The sequence below is a fragment of the Rhizobium sp. CNPSo 3670 genome (assembly GCF_057784555.1).
This window is the reverse complement of sequence record NZ_JBXSOL010000037.1, coordinates 23,322-36,330: the sequence shown is the minus strand read 5'-3', so window position 1 is coordinate 36,330 and position 13,009 is coordinate 23,322. Positions and strand designations below refer to the sequence as shown.

Here is a 13,009-nt window from a genome sequence, read left to right as displayed (position 1 = left end):
ACCGGCCGCAACTGGATGGGCACCGCCTTCGGCGGCGCGCGCGGCCGCACCGACGTGCCGAAGATCGTCGACTGGTACATGCAGGGCAAGATCCAGATCGATCCGATGATCACCCACACCATGCCGCTCGAAGACATCAACAAGGGCTTCGACCTGATGCACAAGGGTGAAAGCATCCGCGGCGTGGTGGTCTATTGAGAATGAAAACGATCTCGACCGATAAGTCCTACGGCGGCACTCAGGGCGTCTACGTCGAACGCTCCGAGGCCTGCGATTGCGACATGACCTTCGCGGTCTTCGTGCCGCCGCAGGCCGCCGCGGGCAGGCTGCCGGTACTGTGGTATCTGTCCGGCCTGACATGCACGCATGCCAACGTCATGGACAAGGGCGAGTATCGGCGGCTTGCCGCCGAACTCGGTCTCGTCATCGTCTGCCCGGATACCAGCCCTCGCGGTGACCATGTTCCCGATGAGGCTGACAACTGGCAATTCGGCAAGGGTGCGGGCTTTTACGTCGACGCCACTGAGCCGCCCTATTCGGCCAATTATCGCATGTACAGCTATATCGTCGACGAGCTGCCGCGGCTCCTCGCTGCGGAATTTCCGGTCGACATGGACCGTCAGGGGATCTTCGGTCACTCGATGGGCGGACATGGCGCGATCACGATGGCGCTCAAGAATCCGGACCGCTTCCGCAGCTGCTCGGCCTTCGCGCCGATCAGCCATCCGTCGGTTTCCGGATGGTCGAAGCCGGCATTCCGGAAATATCTCGGCGCCGACGAGGCAACTTGGCGGGCCTATGATTCCTGCTCCCTGATCGAAGATGGACATCGGTTCCCCGAACTCTTTGTCGATCAGGGAACGGCGGACAGCTTCCTGGAGGATGGATTGCGCCCCGACGAGCTGAGGCAAGCCTGCGAAGCGGCTGATATCAACCTCAAGCTTCGCATGCAGGAAGGCTACGGCCATTCCTACTTCTTCATTTCGACATTCATGGAAGACCATCTGCGCTGGCATGCGCAGAGGCTGGGAAAATAATTGCAGAGCTCGGCCGGGCATAACGCAAACGGCCAGGGAGGGAAGGAGAGAAGCAATGACCAGCATAGCCATACATCCGGCAGTGGATTCAGGCTTTCGAGCGACTGACGCTGCTTTCGCAGGCGGAACGCTTGTGTGCAATTGCGCGAGCAATCCGGTCAAGGTCAGGGTCAAGGGGGATATCGCCCACAATCATGTCTGCGGCTGCACCAAGTGCTGGAAGCCGAAAGGTGCCGTCTTCTCGGTCGTGGCTGTAGCGCCGACCGAAAGCGTCGAGGTGCTGGAAAACGGCGACAAGCTTACAGTCGTCGATTCCACAGCTCTGATCCAGCGGCATGCCTGCAAGGAGTGCGGCGTGCATATGTACGGGCCGGTCGAGCGCGAACATCCGTTCCAGGGATTGTCCTTCGTCCATCCGGAGCGCTTCCTGGAGGGCGGCTGGGCAAAGCCGACCTTCGCAGCCTTCGTATCGTCGATCATCGAAAGCGGCTTCGACCCTTCGAAGATGGACGCCGTCAGAGCGCAGCTGAAGGCGTCGGGCCTCGAACCCTATGATTGCCTCTCGCCCGGCCTGATGGACTATATCGCCACCTGGACCGCCAAGAAGAGCGGCGTCCTTGCCGCCTGAACCTTCCGGGGAGCGCTGGCGTGCCAGCGCTCCCCGGTCGAGTTTGGGATCGATAGATCGCGCACGACGGCACTCGATTCGCGGCTCGCGGCTACGGCAATTCGCCCGGAGGTTCGCGACAACCAGTGGCCCCGTGATGATGTCAAGCGTCGCTGGGGATCGTTCATGTCCCTCCGGCCCCAGTTCGGCACCGGGATGACATCAGCGAAATGTTCAAAATACTCCCTTGCGCTGCATCATCCCATCAGACGGTGACGATGGTTTACGGTATGCCTCACCTCGGGACATCGCGCTTCGTCGGACTCGGCGAAATGATCGACGGCGCGATCAGGATGCTCGATATCGCGGCTTCGACCAATGCGTCGAACGGTATCGTGATATTGATAATCGTGATGAACTCTTTGGCTCACTTTGCGGAGGCTGGACGCGGGTCATCGGCCACAACAGCATTTGTGTTGACGACCGCGATCCGCTGGCGCACGGTTTTCAGCTCAGATGAGCGCATTCAGAAACGGTGATGAGATGAATATGCGACCCGGGCAGCATCGGCAGGCAGACGGCGCCGCGAAACCCGCCGCCCGGCTCAAGGTTGGGTTCGTTCTGTCGCGATCGTTCACGCTGTCGGCCTTTGCGCTGTTCGTGGACACGCTGCGGCTTGCGAGCGACGAGCAGGATCGTTCCGGACGGGTGCTTGCCGACTGGCAGGTGATCGGCAGCACGCGGCACCTGATTACCTCGAGCTGCGGCGTCCAGGTCGCTCCGACGTCGGACTTCGTCGATCCCACGCGGTTCGATTACATCGCCGTCGTCGGCGGCCTTCTGACCGTCGAGAATCCCGTCGACCAGCAGACCATCGCCTTCCTCAAGCAGGCGGATGCCAAGAAGGTGCCGCTGATCGGCGTGTGCACCGGTACGTTCATCCTTGCCGCCGCGGGCCTGATGACGCGGCATGAATCCTGCGTCAGCTGGCTGCATTACAAGGAGTTCCGCGAGCGGTTCCCCGAACTCAGTGTTCGCTCCGACCGGCTCTTCAATCTCGATCGCCAGCGCGGATCCTGCGCCGGCGGCAGCAGCAGTGCCGATATGGCGGCGCTGCTGGTCAGGAAATACATCAGCCGCGATGCCGAACGAAACGCGCTCGAAGTGCTGCAGATCGAGAAAGCCCGCGCTCCGGCCGACATTCAGCCCCGGCGTCCCCTGTATGACGATTACGACGATGCCCGCGTCAAGGCGGCGATGATCACCATGGAGCAATTCGTCGACGGCAGCATGCCGATCGAAAAGCTCGCCGCCATGGTCGGGCTCTCGCGGCGCCAACTGGAGCGGATCTTCATCGAGAAGACGGGCATGTCGCCTGCCAAGGCCTATAACCGTGTCCGCATGGAGCGGGCAAAATCGATCCTTGCCCAGTCGAAGGCGCCACTCATCGAGATCGCGCTCGACGTCGGTTTCGAAAACGCCTCGCAATTCACGAGAACGTTCAAGCGCACGTTCGGGCAGACGCCTTCTCAGCATCGTGCCGCGGCTTTGCGAACGCATTGAAGCGGCAGTGCTTAAGATTATCGTCGCCCGCAATCTCGCCGCCGCCTGGCTGACGGCATCGCTGCATGGTTGATCACAGGCGGAGCCCGGGGCGTTGCGGTCCGGTGCACGCCCTTGGGGACGAAGGCGAAGTGATCCACAAGGCCGAGGAAATCGGCTGCCAAATGGATGACCGAAAGCCACATCTCCGTTCCCTGCAGACTCGGCTCGGCGCCATCGGCGAAAGGGAAACCTTCGCCGTCCCGCCATCTGTCCACGGCCCTCGTTATGAGATTCGGGCAATCGCCTCGCCATCGGCCCGCCGGTAATCGGTCTGCCGGGCAATCAGCAGCAGCGGATGGACCGTATCGAGCAGGTTGCAGGCATTGTATTTCGCGCCGACAAAACCCTCATGGTCACGATAATTGAGATGTACCGTTTCGAGCGCGGCGCGCGGGTGCGGAAGCGCAATGCCGAACTGCGCATAGGTGCCGCGCGTCAGTCGATAAAAGCCGTTCACCGGCTGGAGCCATCCCTCCAGCGCCGTCGGCTCGCCCCACAGGCCGGTGACGCTGTTGACATTGCGGGTCAGCCATTCGAACAGCGCCTGCCGTGATTGCCGGATGCCGAAATAGCGGGCGTTGAAATACATGGCTGTGCCGATCGCATCGACGACGCTGCCGGCATGCCACGCCCGGCTTTGCCAGGGCAGGGCGCTCAGCCATTCGTCGAGCTCTCCGGCATCGAGCTCGACTGCTCGGACAGGGTGCGGCGGATGTGAGCCGAGCAGTTCGAGCGCATAGCCGACCGATAGAACATTGTAGAGCGCCTTCGAATCATCCCTCAGCAGCATCCCATGCGAACGCGCATGGTCTTCCGGGAAAAGGCCGGTCTCCCGGTCCTGCAGTCCTTGAAGGCGCTCGGTAGTCTCCGACGCATCGAGCTCGGGCGGCAGCTGGCCGAAGCCGGCGGCGATTTCGATCGCATCACACAGGTGCCGGATCGCCGGCCGCCTGACGCCGTCCGCTTCCAGCGATTCATAGGCTCTGTCTTTTTTCAAAAGGGCGAGAATATCCGGCCATTGCTCCTGCGCCTTCTCCCCGAGCCTCAGCAATTGTTTATTCGATGTCTCCAGCGCCGGTTTCCTGGCCGTCGAGCCTCGGCTGCGCAGCACCCGGGCAGGCACGCCGCCGGCAATCGCCATGCTCGCAATGTCCCCGGTCACGACCGCACCGGCGGCTATGACGGTGCCGTTTCCTATCGTGACACCATCGAGGATCACGCAATTGGCGCCGTTCCAGACATCATCGCCGATTACGATGCCGAGGCAGACGACGCCCTGGCGGTGTATGGGCAGATCAGGATCGTCGAAGCCATGATTGAACCCCACGATCGAAGCATGCGAGGCAATGCGGATACCATTGCCGCACGTCACCTTGCCGGAAACGCAAGCATAGGGATTGACGGAACAATCCTCGCCGAGGATGACATCGCCGCGCACGCGTGCCCCGCAATCCACGAACGCTCAGCCTTCGCCAGGCTTTCGGTGAAGATCGCGGTATTCTCGGCGATATAGGAGGTCTCGGCTAATTCGGCGGCGCATGATCGCCGGAGCGCTGCCCTGCGGGCGAGGTGAGCGGAGTGATCGAGGTCCGACGCGATGCGCTCCCACGGAAGATATTGCAGCCAGCGCGCTTCCCTCTCCTCGCTCACCGATGCCTTAGGGCTGTTGGCGTGATTCATCCTGCTCCTCATTCTCAGGTTCAGTCGCCGAAGCCTCGTTTATGTCAAGCCATCCGTCTCCCGGCGGTATCAGACCCCGTAAGCGGTTCGCAAGCAAGATGCAGAGGATGGACCGGTCGCTGGCCAGTTGCCTCGATGCGGTCGTTGCGCGATGCCTGCAGCGTGACTTACATGGCGGTCGGCTCCAGAGTGCCGAACCATGCCACCAGGCCGACGACTGTGAGCGCCAAGACGATTTCGACAACGGTGCCGATCCTGAGTGCCGTCACAGCTCCATGAGACCAGGAGAGTTTTGGCACGAGCACATACCTGTGGAGAATCGCCAGTCCGGTCATCGACAGGACGAGCAGTATCTTCAGGGAAAGCAGAAACTGATAGACAACGGACCAGTCGAGCGGAAAACCGCCGATGATCATGAACATGTTGCCGGCGCCGGAGATCAAAACCATGCCGACGGCGATGTGGCCTGCCGTGGAGAAACGGACGAGCGCCGTCGTCGCGTCGCGGCCGGCCTGGTGATCGGACAACAGCGGCAGAATGAGCGCGACCGGGATCAGCGCGCCGAACCAGGCGCCTCCCGCCAGGACATGGACGATATCGTTCGCCCGATGCAGGGCACGAAGCCAGCCGGTATTCATGGCGGCATGGCCACTCGCGGCTAGACCCGCCAGCAAGAATCCCGCGGCAATCGTCATGCTGGCGGCCCGCAGTCGCATGGGTACCGCGACGTATGCGAGAAAAAGCGCGGCGGTTCCTGCCCCCTGCCACATCCACGCCGTGCCGATCGTGGTGCCGAAAAGAACATCCAGCATCGCACCGAAATCAAATGCGTCGGCCCAGTCCCCACTGAGGAGCGCGGACCTGATCGGGAGGGTAAGGACCGTAGCAGCGACAATGCAGCCGACCGCAAAGGCTCGTGGCCAAGATTGCCGTGTCCAGATATCCCCAGAAAGTGAGGCGGGAACGAGCAGCCACAGATATGCGCAGCTGCCCCACAGATACAGGGCAGCGATGTCCAGGAAAAAGCGGCAACCGATATAGGCCGTCTCGAGCGTGATCACGGCTTGACGGTGAAAGTATAGCTGCCGCTGGTCTTGTGACCGTCTGTCGAAAGCACATGCCAGTCGACCGTGTAGTCGCCTGGTGCCAGCATTGTAGAAACGGGGACCGTCAGGACCTTGCCCTCGTCCTTCAGCCGGGCTTCGCCAAGCCTGATTTCCTCTTTGCTGGAGGCGGTGACCTTCACACCGCTGAACTTGAGGTCGAGTTCTTCTGTAAAAGTCAGGTCGAGTTCGCTGGGAGAGACGACGGATGTCTTCTCTGCCGGGCTCGACGTTTTCAGGTGGGCGTGAGCCAAGGCCTGGCTGGCGGCCGCGGCCGTCACGACCAGTGCTATGGAAGCGATGCGGAGGAGTTTTGACATGGTCATCTCACTTGTTTCCTTTGAAGTTGCCAGTCGGAGGGGGCGTATGTCAAAGTTTCGCCGAAGGGCGGGTGCGATTGTCTTCACCGAGACATCCTCAAGCGAACGCACGCCGAAGCGGCGGGATCGTGCGAATAATGGTCTGGTCGACCGCGATCATCAGCAGGATGGCGAGGCCGGTCAGTGGAAACGCCAGGGCGAAGACGGCCGTGATGGTCCATAGGCCGACATAAACCGATCGCCGCGGCGGCAGCGGTGGAACACCCACACGTCCGGACGGGCGTCGCTTCCACCACATGACGATGCCGGTCACGCAGGAAAGAATGATCGCCAGGCAGGTGGCGAGCATCAGGAATTGATTGATGCGACCGAATTCGCGCCCCTGGTGAACATTGATGCCCCACTCGATGGCTTTTCCGCCAATCGGATACTGGCCGTACGAGATGTCGACGAGCGGTTTGCCGGAATATTGGTCGATGTGGATCGTTCGTTCCTTAGTCAGATCATCGGGATAGATCGCCGCCGAATAGACGCCGGCTTCACCGGTAGGCATGGCAAGGTCGAACCCCGGCGTCAGACCGGAAGCCTTTGCGACTTCGACGGCCTTGTTAAGGCCGATTGGCTTCTTCGGTTGGGAGGCGGCAATGTCGGAGAGCGGGACCGGGGCCTGTTCAACTGTCCAGCCGACCGCAGGCAGGATGTCCTGGGTAACCTTCTGCGATTTCGGCACAGCGTCCCAGAGTTGCGTGGGATAGCCCAGGTCATGGCTTCCGAGCCAGGCCTGCACGTTCGAACCCCAGTAGCCCGACCACGGCATACCGGTGATCGCCAGGAAGAAGATCAGGATGCCCGCGAAGGCACCGGTTACGGCATGCAGGTCGCGCCAGAAGACGCGTCGGGCAGGCGTGCCACGGACCGTGACGACGCCGCCCGTCTGGCGGCGTGGCCACCAGAGATAGATGCCGGTCACGACAAGCACCATGGCGAATCCGCCGGCAATCTCGATCAGCTTGTTTGGAAGGCTCCCAAACAGAGCAAGACTGTGGATGCGCTTGACGACGTAGTTGAACTCTTCGGTTGAGCCGACCCTATCAAGAATCCTGCCGTTATAGGGATCGATGAAGACGAGCGTGGAGCTGGCATCGCTTGACACCGTGACGATGGCCGAGCGCTCAGGCGTTGCCGGGTCCTTGTAGGCGGTGACCGCGGAGCGGGGCACGGCGGCCGTCGCGATCTCCGCCAGCTTTTCCGGCGCCAGTGGTTGGCCTGAAGCGACGACGTCATAGCGGTAGGCGAAGACGCTTTCGTTGATCTCGTTCTTGAAGAGATAGAGCGAGCCGGTGATCGCGAGGTTCAGCATGAAGGGAATGACGAGAAGTCCGGCGAAGAAGTGCCAGCGCCAGATGGCGCGATAAAGCGAGACGCCGGGTACGGCGTTTTCCGCCGGAGCGGCGGAAGTGATAGTCGACATGATGAAATTCCGAATCCGTGGCCGCTGGCAAAGGCGCGGCCGAGAACAAAGGGCGCGCCTCTGCCTGGCTGACGCGCTGGTTCAGGTCAGGATCGGGTCGGAAGGAGGGGCTCTGGGACCGGTGTTGGGCGGGTAAATCTGCCGATGGAAGGCTTCGATGCGGATGGGAAGATCCACCCGAAGGGAAAATGCAACAGCTTTCCCGGCGATGTCTGCAGGTGGCGGAAGCAGGACGGAAGCACTGATCCGGCAGGCTTCGCAGCCATGATTGTGGGCTTTGTGATCAGTGCCGCTCTTGCCTTCGTCGTCCGCGACGGTGACGCAAAGCGTAGGCAGCGTCCCGTCCGGAAGCACATATTCGGCAAGATTTACGGGGGCGGCCGCGATCGCCGGGGCCTGGTGCGCAAATCCCACAGACACGAGTGCGATGGCGCATAGGATGCGCATCAGCCATTTCTCGATCATGTCCAAACGACTTTGCATGGTTTCCCCCGCCATTCGGCGTGAAAACGTTGATAATGCTGCCGAGCCGAAAGCTCAATGCGGCAATGTAGCCGCAGGATCAATAATCACGAAAGACTCGAACCGAACTTGTCCCAGCCTTCCTTGATCGTCTCCATCGCGACATTGGTCGAGGTGTTGGCCACATGCGGCAGTGTCGAGATGCGTTCGCCGAGAACGCGGCGGTAGCGGCCGATATCGCGGGTGCGGATCTTCAGGAGATAGTCGAACCGGCCGGCGATCATGTGGCACTCCTCGACTTCCCTAATCTTCTTGATGGCCTCGTTGAAGCTTTTGAGCGCATCCTCGCGGGTATCGGAAAGCTTCACCTCGACGAAAGCAATGTGGTCGAGCTGCATTTTCGCAGGATTGAGGACGGCCTTGAAGCCTTCGATATAGCCGTCGTTGATCAGCCGTTTGAAGCGGAGCTGACAGGGCGTCTTCGAGAGCCCGACGCGCGCGGCGAGATCGGTGATCGACAATCTGCCATCCTCGGCGAGTGCTGCGAGGATCTTTCTGTCGAATTGGTCCAATTCACTAAAGATGTCGGGTTCACTAGCCATTTGAGCTCTCAAATGCGATTTAATAAGTTCATACAGGCTGAAAATGGTGAAAATCAAGTGAGATCGTGATTGGCGATCTGTGATACCTTACGGGTGGACAATGGGATGAAAGGCGCAGGTGCTTGACGCATCGTCAGGATCGCACCGGCACCACATGCAAAACGGGGTCATGCATGGGCAGGGAAACGCAGAACGACGACGAGAAGCCGGATCCCATCGCCCACTACCGGCCGGTGGCGATAAGGGCCGTGGCGGCAGCGCTCACGCTCAAACGCGACGAGCCGGCGCGCCCGCTTTGCGAGACGGAATATTCCGGCCCTGTCGTCACCGATGATGCTGGCTGGGACGATGAGCCCGGCGTCTCATTCATCCGTTAAACCATATATTGATTGATAGGGACCTCCATGCTCAACGCAGCGATCGACAGCACGCCATCCAATGATCCCGCGCCGTTCTCGGCCTTCGCGCCGCCGATCCGGCCGCAATCCGAGCTTCGCCAGGCGATCACGGCCGCCTATCGCCGTCCGGAAACCGAATGCCTGCCGCCGCTCGTTGCGGCCGCGCGCGTTTCCGAGGCCAAGCGTTATGACATTCGCAGCACTGCCCGCACCCTGATCGAGGCGCTGCGCGCCAAGCAGAAGGGCACCGGCGTCGAAGGGCTGGTGCAGGAATATTCGCTTTCCAGCCAGGAAGGTGTCGCGCTCATGTGTCTTGCCGAGGCACTGCTGCGCATTCCCGACACGGATACCCGCGACGCGTTAATCCGCGACAAGATCGCCGAGGGCAACTGGACCTCGCACATCGGCGGCGGCAAATCCATGTTCGTCAACGCCGCTACCTGGGGTCTCGTCGTCACCGGCAAGCTTACCTCGACGGTCAACGACCGCAGCCTGTCGGCGGCGCTGACGCGGCTGATCGCACGCGCAGGCGAGCCGGTGATCCGCCGCGGCGTCGATATGGCGATGCGCATGATGGGCGAGCAGTTCGTCACCGGCGAAACGATCGAGGAGGCGCTGAAGCGTGCCCGACCGCTGGAAGCGCGCGGCTTCCGCTATTCCTACGACATGCTGGGCGAGGCGGCGACGACCGCTGCCGATGCCGAGCGTTATTTCAGGGATTACGAGAAGGCGATCCACGCCATCGGCAAGGCGGCGGCGGGGCGCGGCATCTATGACGGCCCCGGTATTTCGATCAAGCTCTCGGCCCTGCATCCTCGCTATGTGAGAGCGCAGGCCGGCCGGGTGATGGGCGAGCTGCTGCCGAAGGTCAAGGCGCTCGCCGTTCTTGCCAAATCCTATGATATCGGCCTCAACATCGATGCCGAGGAAGCCGACCGGCTGGAGCTTTCGCTCGATCTTCTCGAAGAGCTGTGCTTTGCCCCGGAGCTCGGCGGATGGAACGGGCTCGGCTTTGTCGTCCAGGCCTATGGCAAGCGCTGCCCCTTCGTCCTGGATTACATCATCGATCTCGCCCGCCGCTCCGGGCGGCGGATGATGATCCGTCTCGTCAAGGGCGCTTATTGGGATGCGGAGATCAAGCGCGCCCAGGTGGATGGTCTCGACGACTATCCGGTCTATACCCGCAAGATCTACACCGACGTCGCCTATATCGCCTGCGCACGAAAGCTGCTTGCCGCTGCCGATGCCGTCTTCCCGCAATTCGCCACCCACAATGCGCAGACGCTCGCCACGATCTATCATCTGGCAGGGCCTGATTTCGCAGTCGGCAAATACGAATTCCAGTGCCTGCATGGCATGGGCGAACCGCTTTATGACGAGGTGGTCGGGAAGGAGAAGCTCGACAGGCCCTGCCGCATCTATGCGCCTGTCGGAACGCATGAGACGCTGCTCGCCTATCTCGTCCGCCGCCTGCTCGAAAACGGCGCCAATTCCTCCTTCGTGCACCGCATCTCCGATCCGAATGTTTCAGTCGAGGCGCTCATCGCCGATCCGGCCGAGACCGTCGCGGCCATGCCCGTCGTCGGCGCGCCGCATGTGCAGATCGCGGCACCCAAGGCGCTTTACGGCAGCGCTCGCGCCAATTCGAGCGGCCTCGATCTTTCGAGCGAAGCCACGCTGGCGGACCTTTCACAAGCGCTTGCCTCCACGGCTGCGACGCCCTGGCATGCGCTTCCAATTCTCGCCGACGGGTCCACCGACGGCGTGACGCGCGAGGTCCTCAATCCCGCCGATCACCGGGATGTCGTCGGCACGGTGACCGAAGTGAAGGTCGAGGAGGCCGCCCGCGTCGTTGCGATGGCGGCGGATTACGCGCCGCAATGGGCGGCCGTACCGCCGGCCGAGCGCGCCGCCTGCCTCGATCGGGCCGCCGACATTATGCAAGCCCACATCAAGGTGCTGATGGGCATCGTCATGCGCGAAGCCGGCAAGTCCGCCGCCAACGCAGTCGGCGAAGTGCGCGAGGCGGTCGACTTCCTGCGGTATTATGCCGATCAGGCGCGCAAAACCCTCGGTCCGTCGCATCTGCCGCTCGGGCCGATCGTCTGCATCAGCCCGTGGAATTTCCCGCTGGCGATTTTCACCGGCCAGGTTGCCGCTGCCCTCGTGGCCGGCAATCCCGTGCTGGCGAAACCTGCCGGTGTCACGCCGATCATCGCTTCGGAGAGTGTCAAAATTCTCCACGAGGCCGGCGTGCCTGTCGGCGCGCTGCAATTCGTGCCCGGCAGCGGCCGCCTCGGCGCCGGCATGGTCGGGGCGCAGCAAACGGCGGGCGTCATGTTTACCGGCTCGACCGAGGTGGCCCGTATGATCCAGGCGCAGCTCGCTGAACGCCTGTCGGCAACCGGCAAGCCGATCCCGCTGATTGCCGAAACCGGCGGCCAGAACGGCATGATCGTCGATTCTTCCGCCCTGGCTGAGCAGGTCGTGGCCGACGTCGTGACATCGGCTTTCGACAGCGCTGGCCAGCGCTGCTCGGCGCTGCGTGTTCTCTGCCTGCAGGACGACATTGCCGACAGGACGCTCGCCATGCTGAAGGGCGCCTTCCGTGAATTGACCATCGGCCGCACCGATCGCTTGAGCATCGACGTAGGGCCTGTCATCAACGACGGCGCGAAGACGGAGATCGACCGGCATATCGAAACGATGCGCGCCGCCGGCCGCAAGGTGGAACAGCTGCCGCTGCCGGAAAGCGCAGCAAAAGGCACCTTCGTTCCGCCGACGATCATCGAGATCAAATCCCTCTCGGACCTGACGAAGGAGGTCTTCGGGCCGGTCCTGCATGTCGTCCGCTTCAAGAGAAACGGCCTCGATCGCCTGATCGACGACATCAACGCCTCGGGTTATGGCCTCACCTTCGGGCTTCACACGCGGCTTGACGAAACGATCGCGCATGTGACGAGCCGTATCAAGGCCGGCAATCTCTACGTCAATCGCAACATCATCGGCGCTGTTGTCGGTGTGCAGCCTTTCGGCGGCCGCGGCCTGTCTGGAACGGGGCCGAAGGCCGGCGGCCCGCTTTATATCGGCCGGCTGGTGCAGCGCGCGCCCGTGCCGCCGCAGCAGGATTCCGTCCATACCGACCTCGCCCTTCGCGATTATATCGTCTGGCTCGATAAGAAGGGCCTGACGGACGAAGGTGAAGCAGCGCGCAGTTATGCAAGCCGATCAGCGCTCGGGCTCGAACGCGAACTCACCGGCCCTGTTGGCGAGCGCAATCTCTATGCGCTCCATCCGCGCGGCCGGATCCTGCTCGTGCCGCAGACCGAAACCGGACTGCATCGCCAGATCGCCGCGGCCATTTCCACAGGCAACCACGTCGTAGTCGATGCGGCTTCCATATCGAAGTCGGTGCTGGCGGATCTTCCGGCGGCTGTCGCCAGCCGCCTTTCCTGGACATCGGATTGGGAAAAGGACGGGCCTTTCTCCGGCGTGCTCGTCGAAGGGGACCGCGACAGGGTTCTTGCCGTCAACCGGAAGATCGCCGCGCTGCCCGGCCCGCTTCTCTTGGTCCAGGCTGCGACGAGCGAGGAACTGGCAAGCGATCCGGAAGCCTATTGCCTCAACTGGCTGCTGGAGGAGGTGTCGACCTCGATCAACACCGCCGCTGCGGGTGGCAATGCGAGCCTGATGGCCATCGGCTGATCGATAGGCCGAGGGGGCA

Annotated in this window: 11 protein-coding genes and 2 pseudogenes; 7 read left to right on the top strand and 6 right to left on the bottom strand. The window is 62.1% G+C overall.

The window, feature by feature from the left end:
* From AC13QO_RS26200 to AC13QO_RS26180, 5 genes and pseudogenes are all read left to right on the top strand, one after another.
* Positions 1-198 (top strand): annotated as a pseudogene (locus tag AC13QO_RS26200) (S-(hydroxymethyl)glutathione dehydrogenase); the annotation flags it as partial.
* A 2-nt stretch (positions 199-200) separates the two neighbouring features.
* Positions 201-1,037: an S-formylglutathione hydrolase gene (fghA, locus tag AC13QO_RS26195; RefSeq protein WP_488542312.1), complete on the top strand. Its 837-nt coding sequence runs from the start codon at positions 201-203 to the stop codon at positions 1,035-1,037.
* A gap of 55 nt (positions 1,038-1,092) precedes the next feature.
* Positions 1,093-1,665, top strand: coding sequence for an S-(hydroxymethyl)glutathione synthase (gene gfa, locus AC13QO_RS26190; protein WP_488542311.1), 573 nt, complete (start codon positions 1,093-1,095; stop codon positions 1,663-1,665).
* A gap of 209 nt (positions 1,666-1,874) precedes the next feature.
* Positions 1,875-2,183 carry a hypothetical protein gene (locus AC13QO_RS26185; protein WP_488542315.1) on the top strand — a complete coding sequence of 103 codons (309 nt, stop codon included), beginning with the start codon at positions 1,875-1,877 and terminating at the stop codon, positions 2,181-2,183.
* A 10-nt stretch (positions 2,184-2,193) separates the two neighbouring features.
* Entirely contained in the window at positions 2,194-3,207 is a 1,014-nt protein-coding gene (locus AC13QO_RS26180; RefSeq protein WP_285194659.1) for a GlxA family transcriptional regulator, read from the top strand.
* Between the two features lie 92 nt (positions 3,208-3,299).
* Here AC13QO_RS26180 and AC13QO_RS26175 read toward each other — a convergent pair.
* From AC13QO_RS26175 to AC13QO_RS26150, 6 genes and pseudogenes are all read right to left on the bottom strand, one after another.
* Positions 3,300-4,929 (bottom strand): annotated as a pseudogene (locus tag AC13QO_RS26175) (acyltransferase); the annotation flags it as partial.
* 167 nt (positions 4,930-5,096) lie between these two features.
* Positions 5,097-5,990 carry a copper homeostasis membrane protein CopD gene (gene copD, locus AC13QO_RS26170; RefSeq protein WP_488542310.1) on the bottom strand — a complete coding sequence of 298 codons (894 nt, stop codon included), beginning with the start codon at positions 5,988-5,990 and terminating at the stop codon, positions 5,097-5,099.
* A complete protein-coding gene (copC, locus tag AC13QO_RS26165; RefSeq protein WP_488542309.1) occupies positions 5,987-6,352 on the bottom strand; it encodes a copper homeostasis periplasmic binding protein CopC in 366 nt (121 codons plus the stop codon). The genes copD and copC overlap by 4 nt, the downstream gene beginning before the upstream one ends.
* 97 nt (positions 6,353-6,449) lie before the next feature.
* Positions 6,450-7,823: a PepSY-associated TM helix domain-containing protein gene (locus tag AC13QO_RS26160; RefSeq protein ID WP_488542308.1), complete on the bottom strand. Its 1,374-nt coding sequence runs from the start codon at positions 7,821-7,823 to the stop codon at positions 6,450-6,452.
* 81 nt (positions 7,824-7,904) lie between these two features.
* Positions 7,905-8,306, bottom strand: coding sequence for a DUF2946 family protein (locus AC13QO_RS26155; protein WP_488542314.1), 402 nt, complete (start codon positions 8,304-8,306; stop codon positions 7,905-7,907).
* An 86-nt stretch (positions 8,307-8,392) separates the two neighbouring features.
* Positions 8,393-8,887: an Lrp/AsnC family transcriptional regulator gene (locus tag AC13QO_RS26150; protein ID WP_488542307.1), complete on the bottom strand. Its 495-nt coding sequence runs from the start codon at positions 8,885-8,887 to the stop codon at positions 8,393-8,395.
* Between the two features lie 173 nt (positions 8,888-9,060).
* On the opposite strand from AC13QO_RS26150, the gene AC13QO_RS26145 reads away from it, so the two are divergent.
* Positions 9,061-9,264, top strand: a complete 204-nt coding sequence (locus AC13QO_RS26145) for a hypothetical protein (protein ID WP_488542306.1) — start codon at positions 9,061-9,063, stop codon at positions 9,262-9,264.
* Between the two features lie 27 nt (positions 9,265-9,291).
* The gene (gene putA, locus AC13QO_RS26140; protein ID WP_488542305.1) at positions 9,292-12,990 is read left to right on the top strand and encodes a trifunctional transcriptional regulator/proline dehydrogenase/L-glutamate gamma-semialdehyde dehydrogenase; all 3,699 of its coding nucleotides are present in this window, start codon (positions 9,292-9,294) and stop codon (positions 12,988-12,990) included.
* Positions 12,991-13,009: the final 19 nt, after the last annotated feature.

What these genes read in the sequence shown, in the direction of transcription:
- AC13QO_RS26185 (WP_488542315.1), top strand. Translation starts at nt 1,875, where the DNA reads ATGTTCAAAATACTCCCTTGCGCTGCATCATCCCATCAGACGGTGACG.
- copC (WP_488542309.1), bottom strand. Translation starts at nt 6,352, where the DNA reads ATGTCAAAACTCCTCCGCATCGCTTCCATAGCACTGGTCGTGACGGCC.
- AC13QO_RS26145 (WP_488542306.1), top strand. Translation starts at nt 9,061, where the DNA reads ATGGGCAGGGAAACGCAGAACGACGACGAGAAGCCGGATCCCATCGCC.
- AC13QO_RS26180 (WP_285194659.1), top strand. Translation starts at nt 2,194, where the DNA reads ATGCGACCCGGGCAGCATCGGCAGGCAGACGGCGCCGCGAAACCCGCC.
- gfa (WP_488542311.1), top strand. Translation starts at nt 1,093, where the DNA reads ATGACCAGCATAGCCATACATCCGGCAGTGGATTCAGGCTTTCGAGCG.
- fghA (WP_488542312.1), top strand. Translation starts at nt 201, where the DNA reads ATGAAAACGATCTCGACCGATAAGTCCTACGGCGGCACTCAGGGCGTC.
- AC13QO_RS26155 (WP_488542314.1), bottom strand. Translation starts at nt 8,306, where the DNA reads ATGCAAAGTCGTTTGGACATGATCGAGAAATGGCTGATGCGCATCCTA.
- putA (WP_488542305.1), top strand. Translation starts at nt 9,292, where the DNA reads ATGCTCAACGCAGCGATCGACAGCACGCCATCCAATGATCCCGCGCCG.
- AC13QO_RS26150 (WP_488542307.1), bottom strand. Translation starts at nt 8,887, where the DNA reads ATGGCTAGTGAACCCGACATCTTTAGTGAATTGGACCAATTCGACAGA.
- AC13QO_RS26160 (WP_488542308.1), bottom strand. Translation starts at nt 7,823, where the DNA reads ATGTCGACTATCACTTCCGCCGCTCCGGCGGAAAACGCCGTACCCGGC.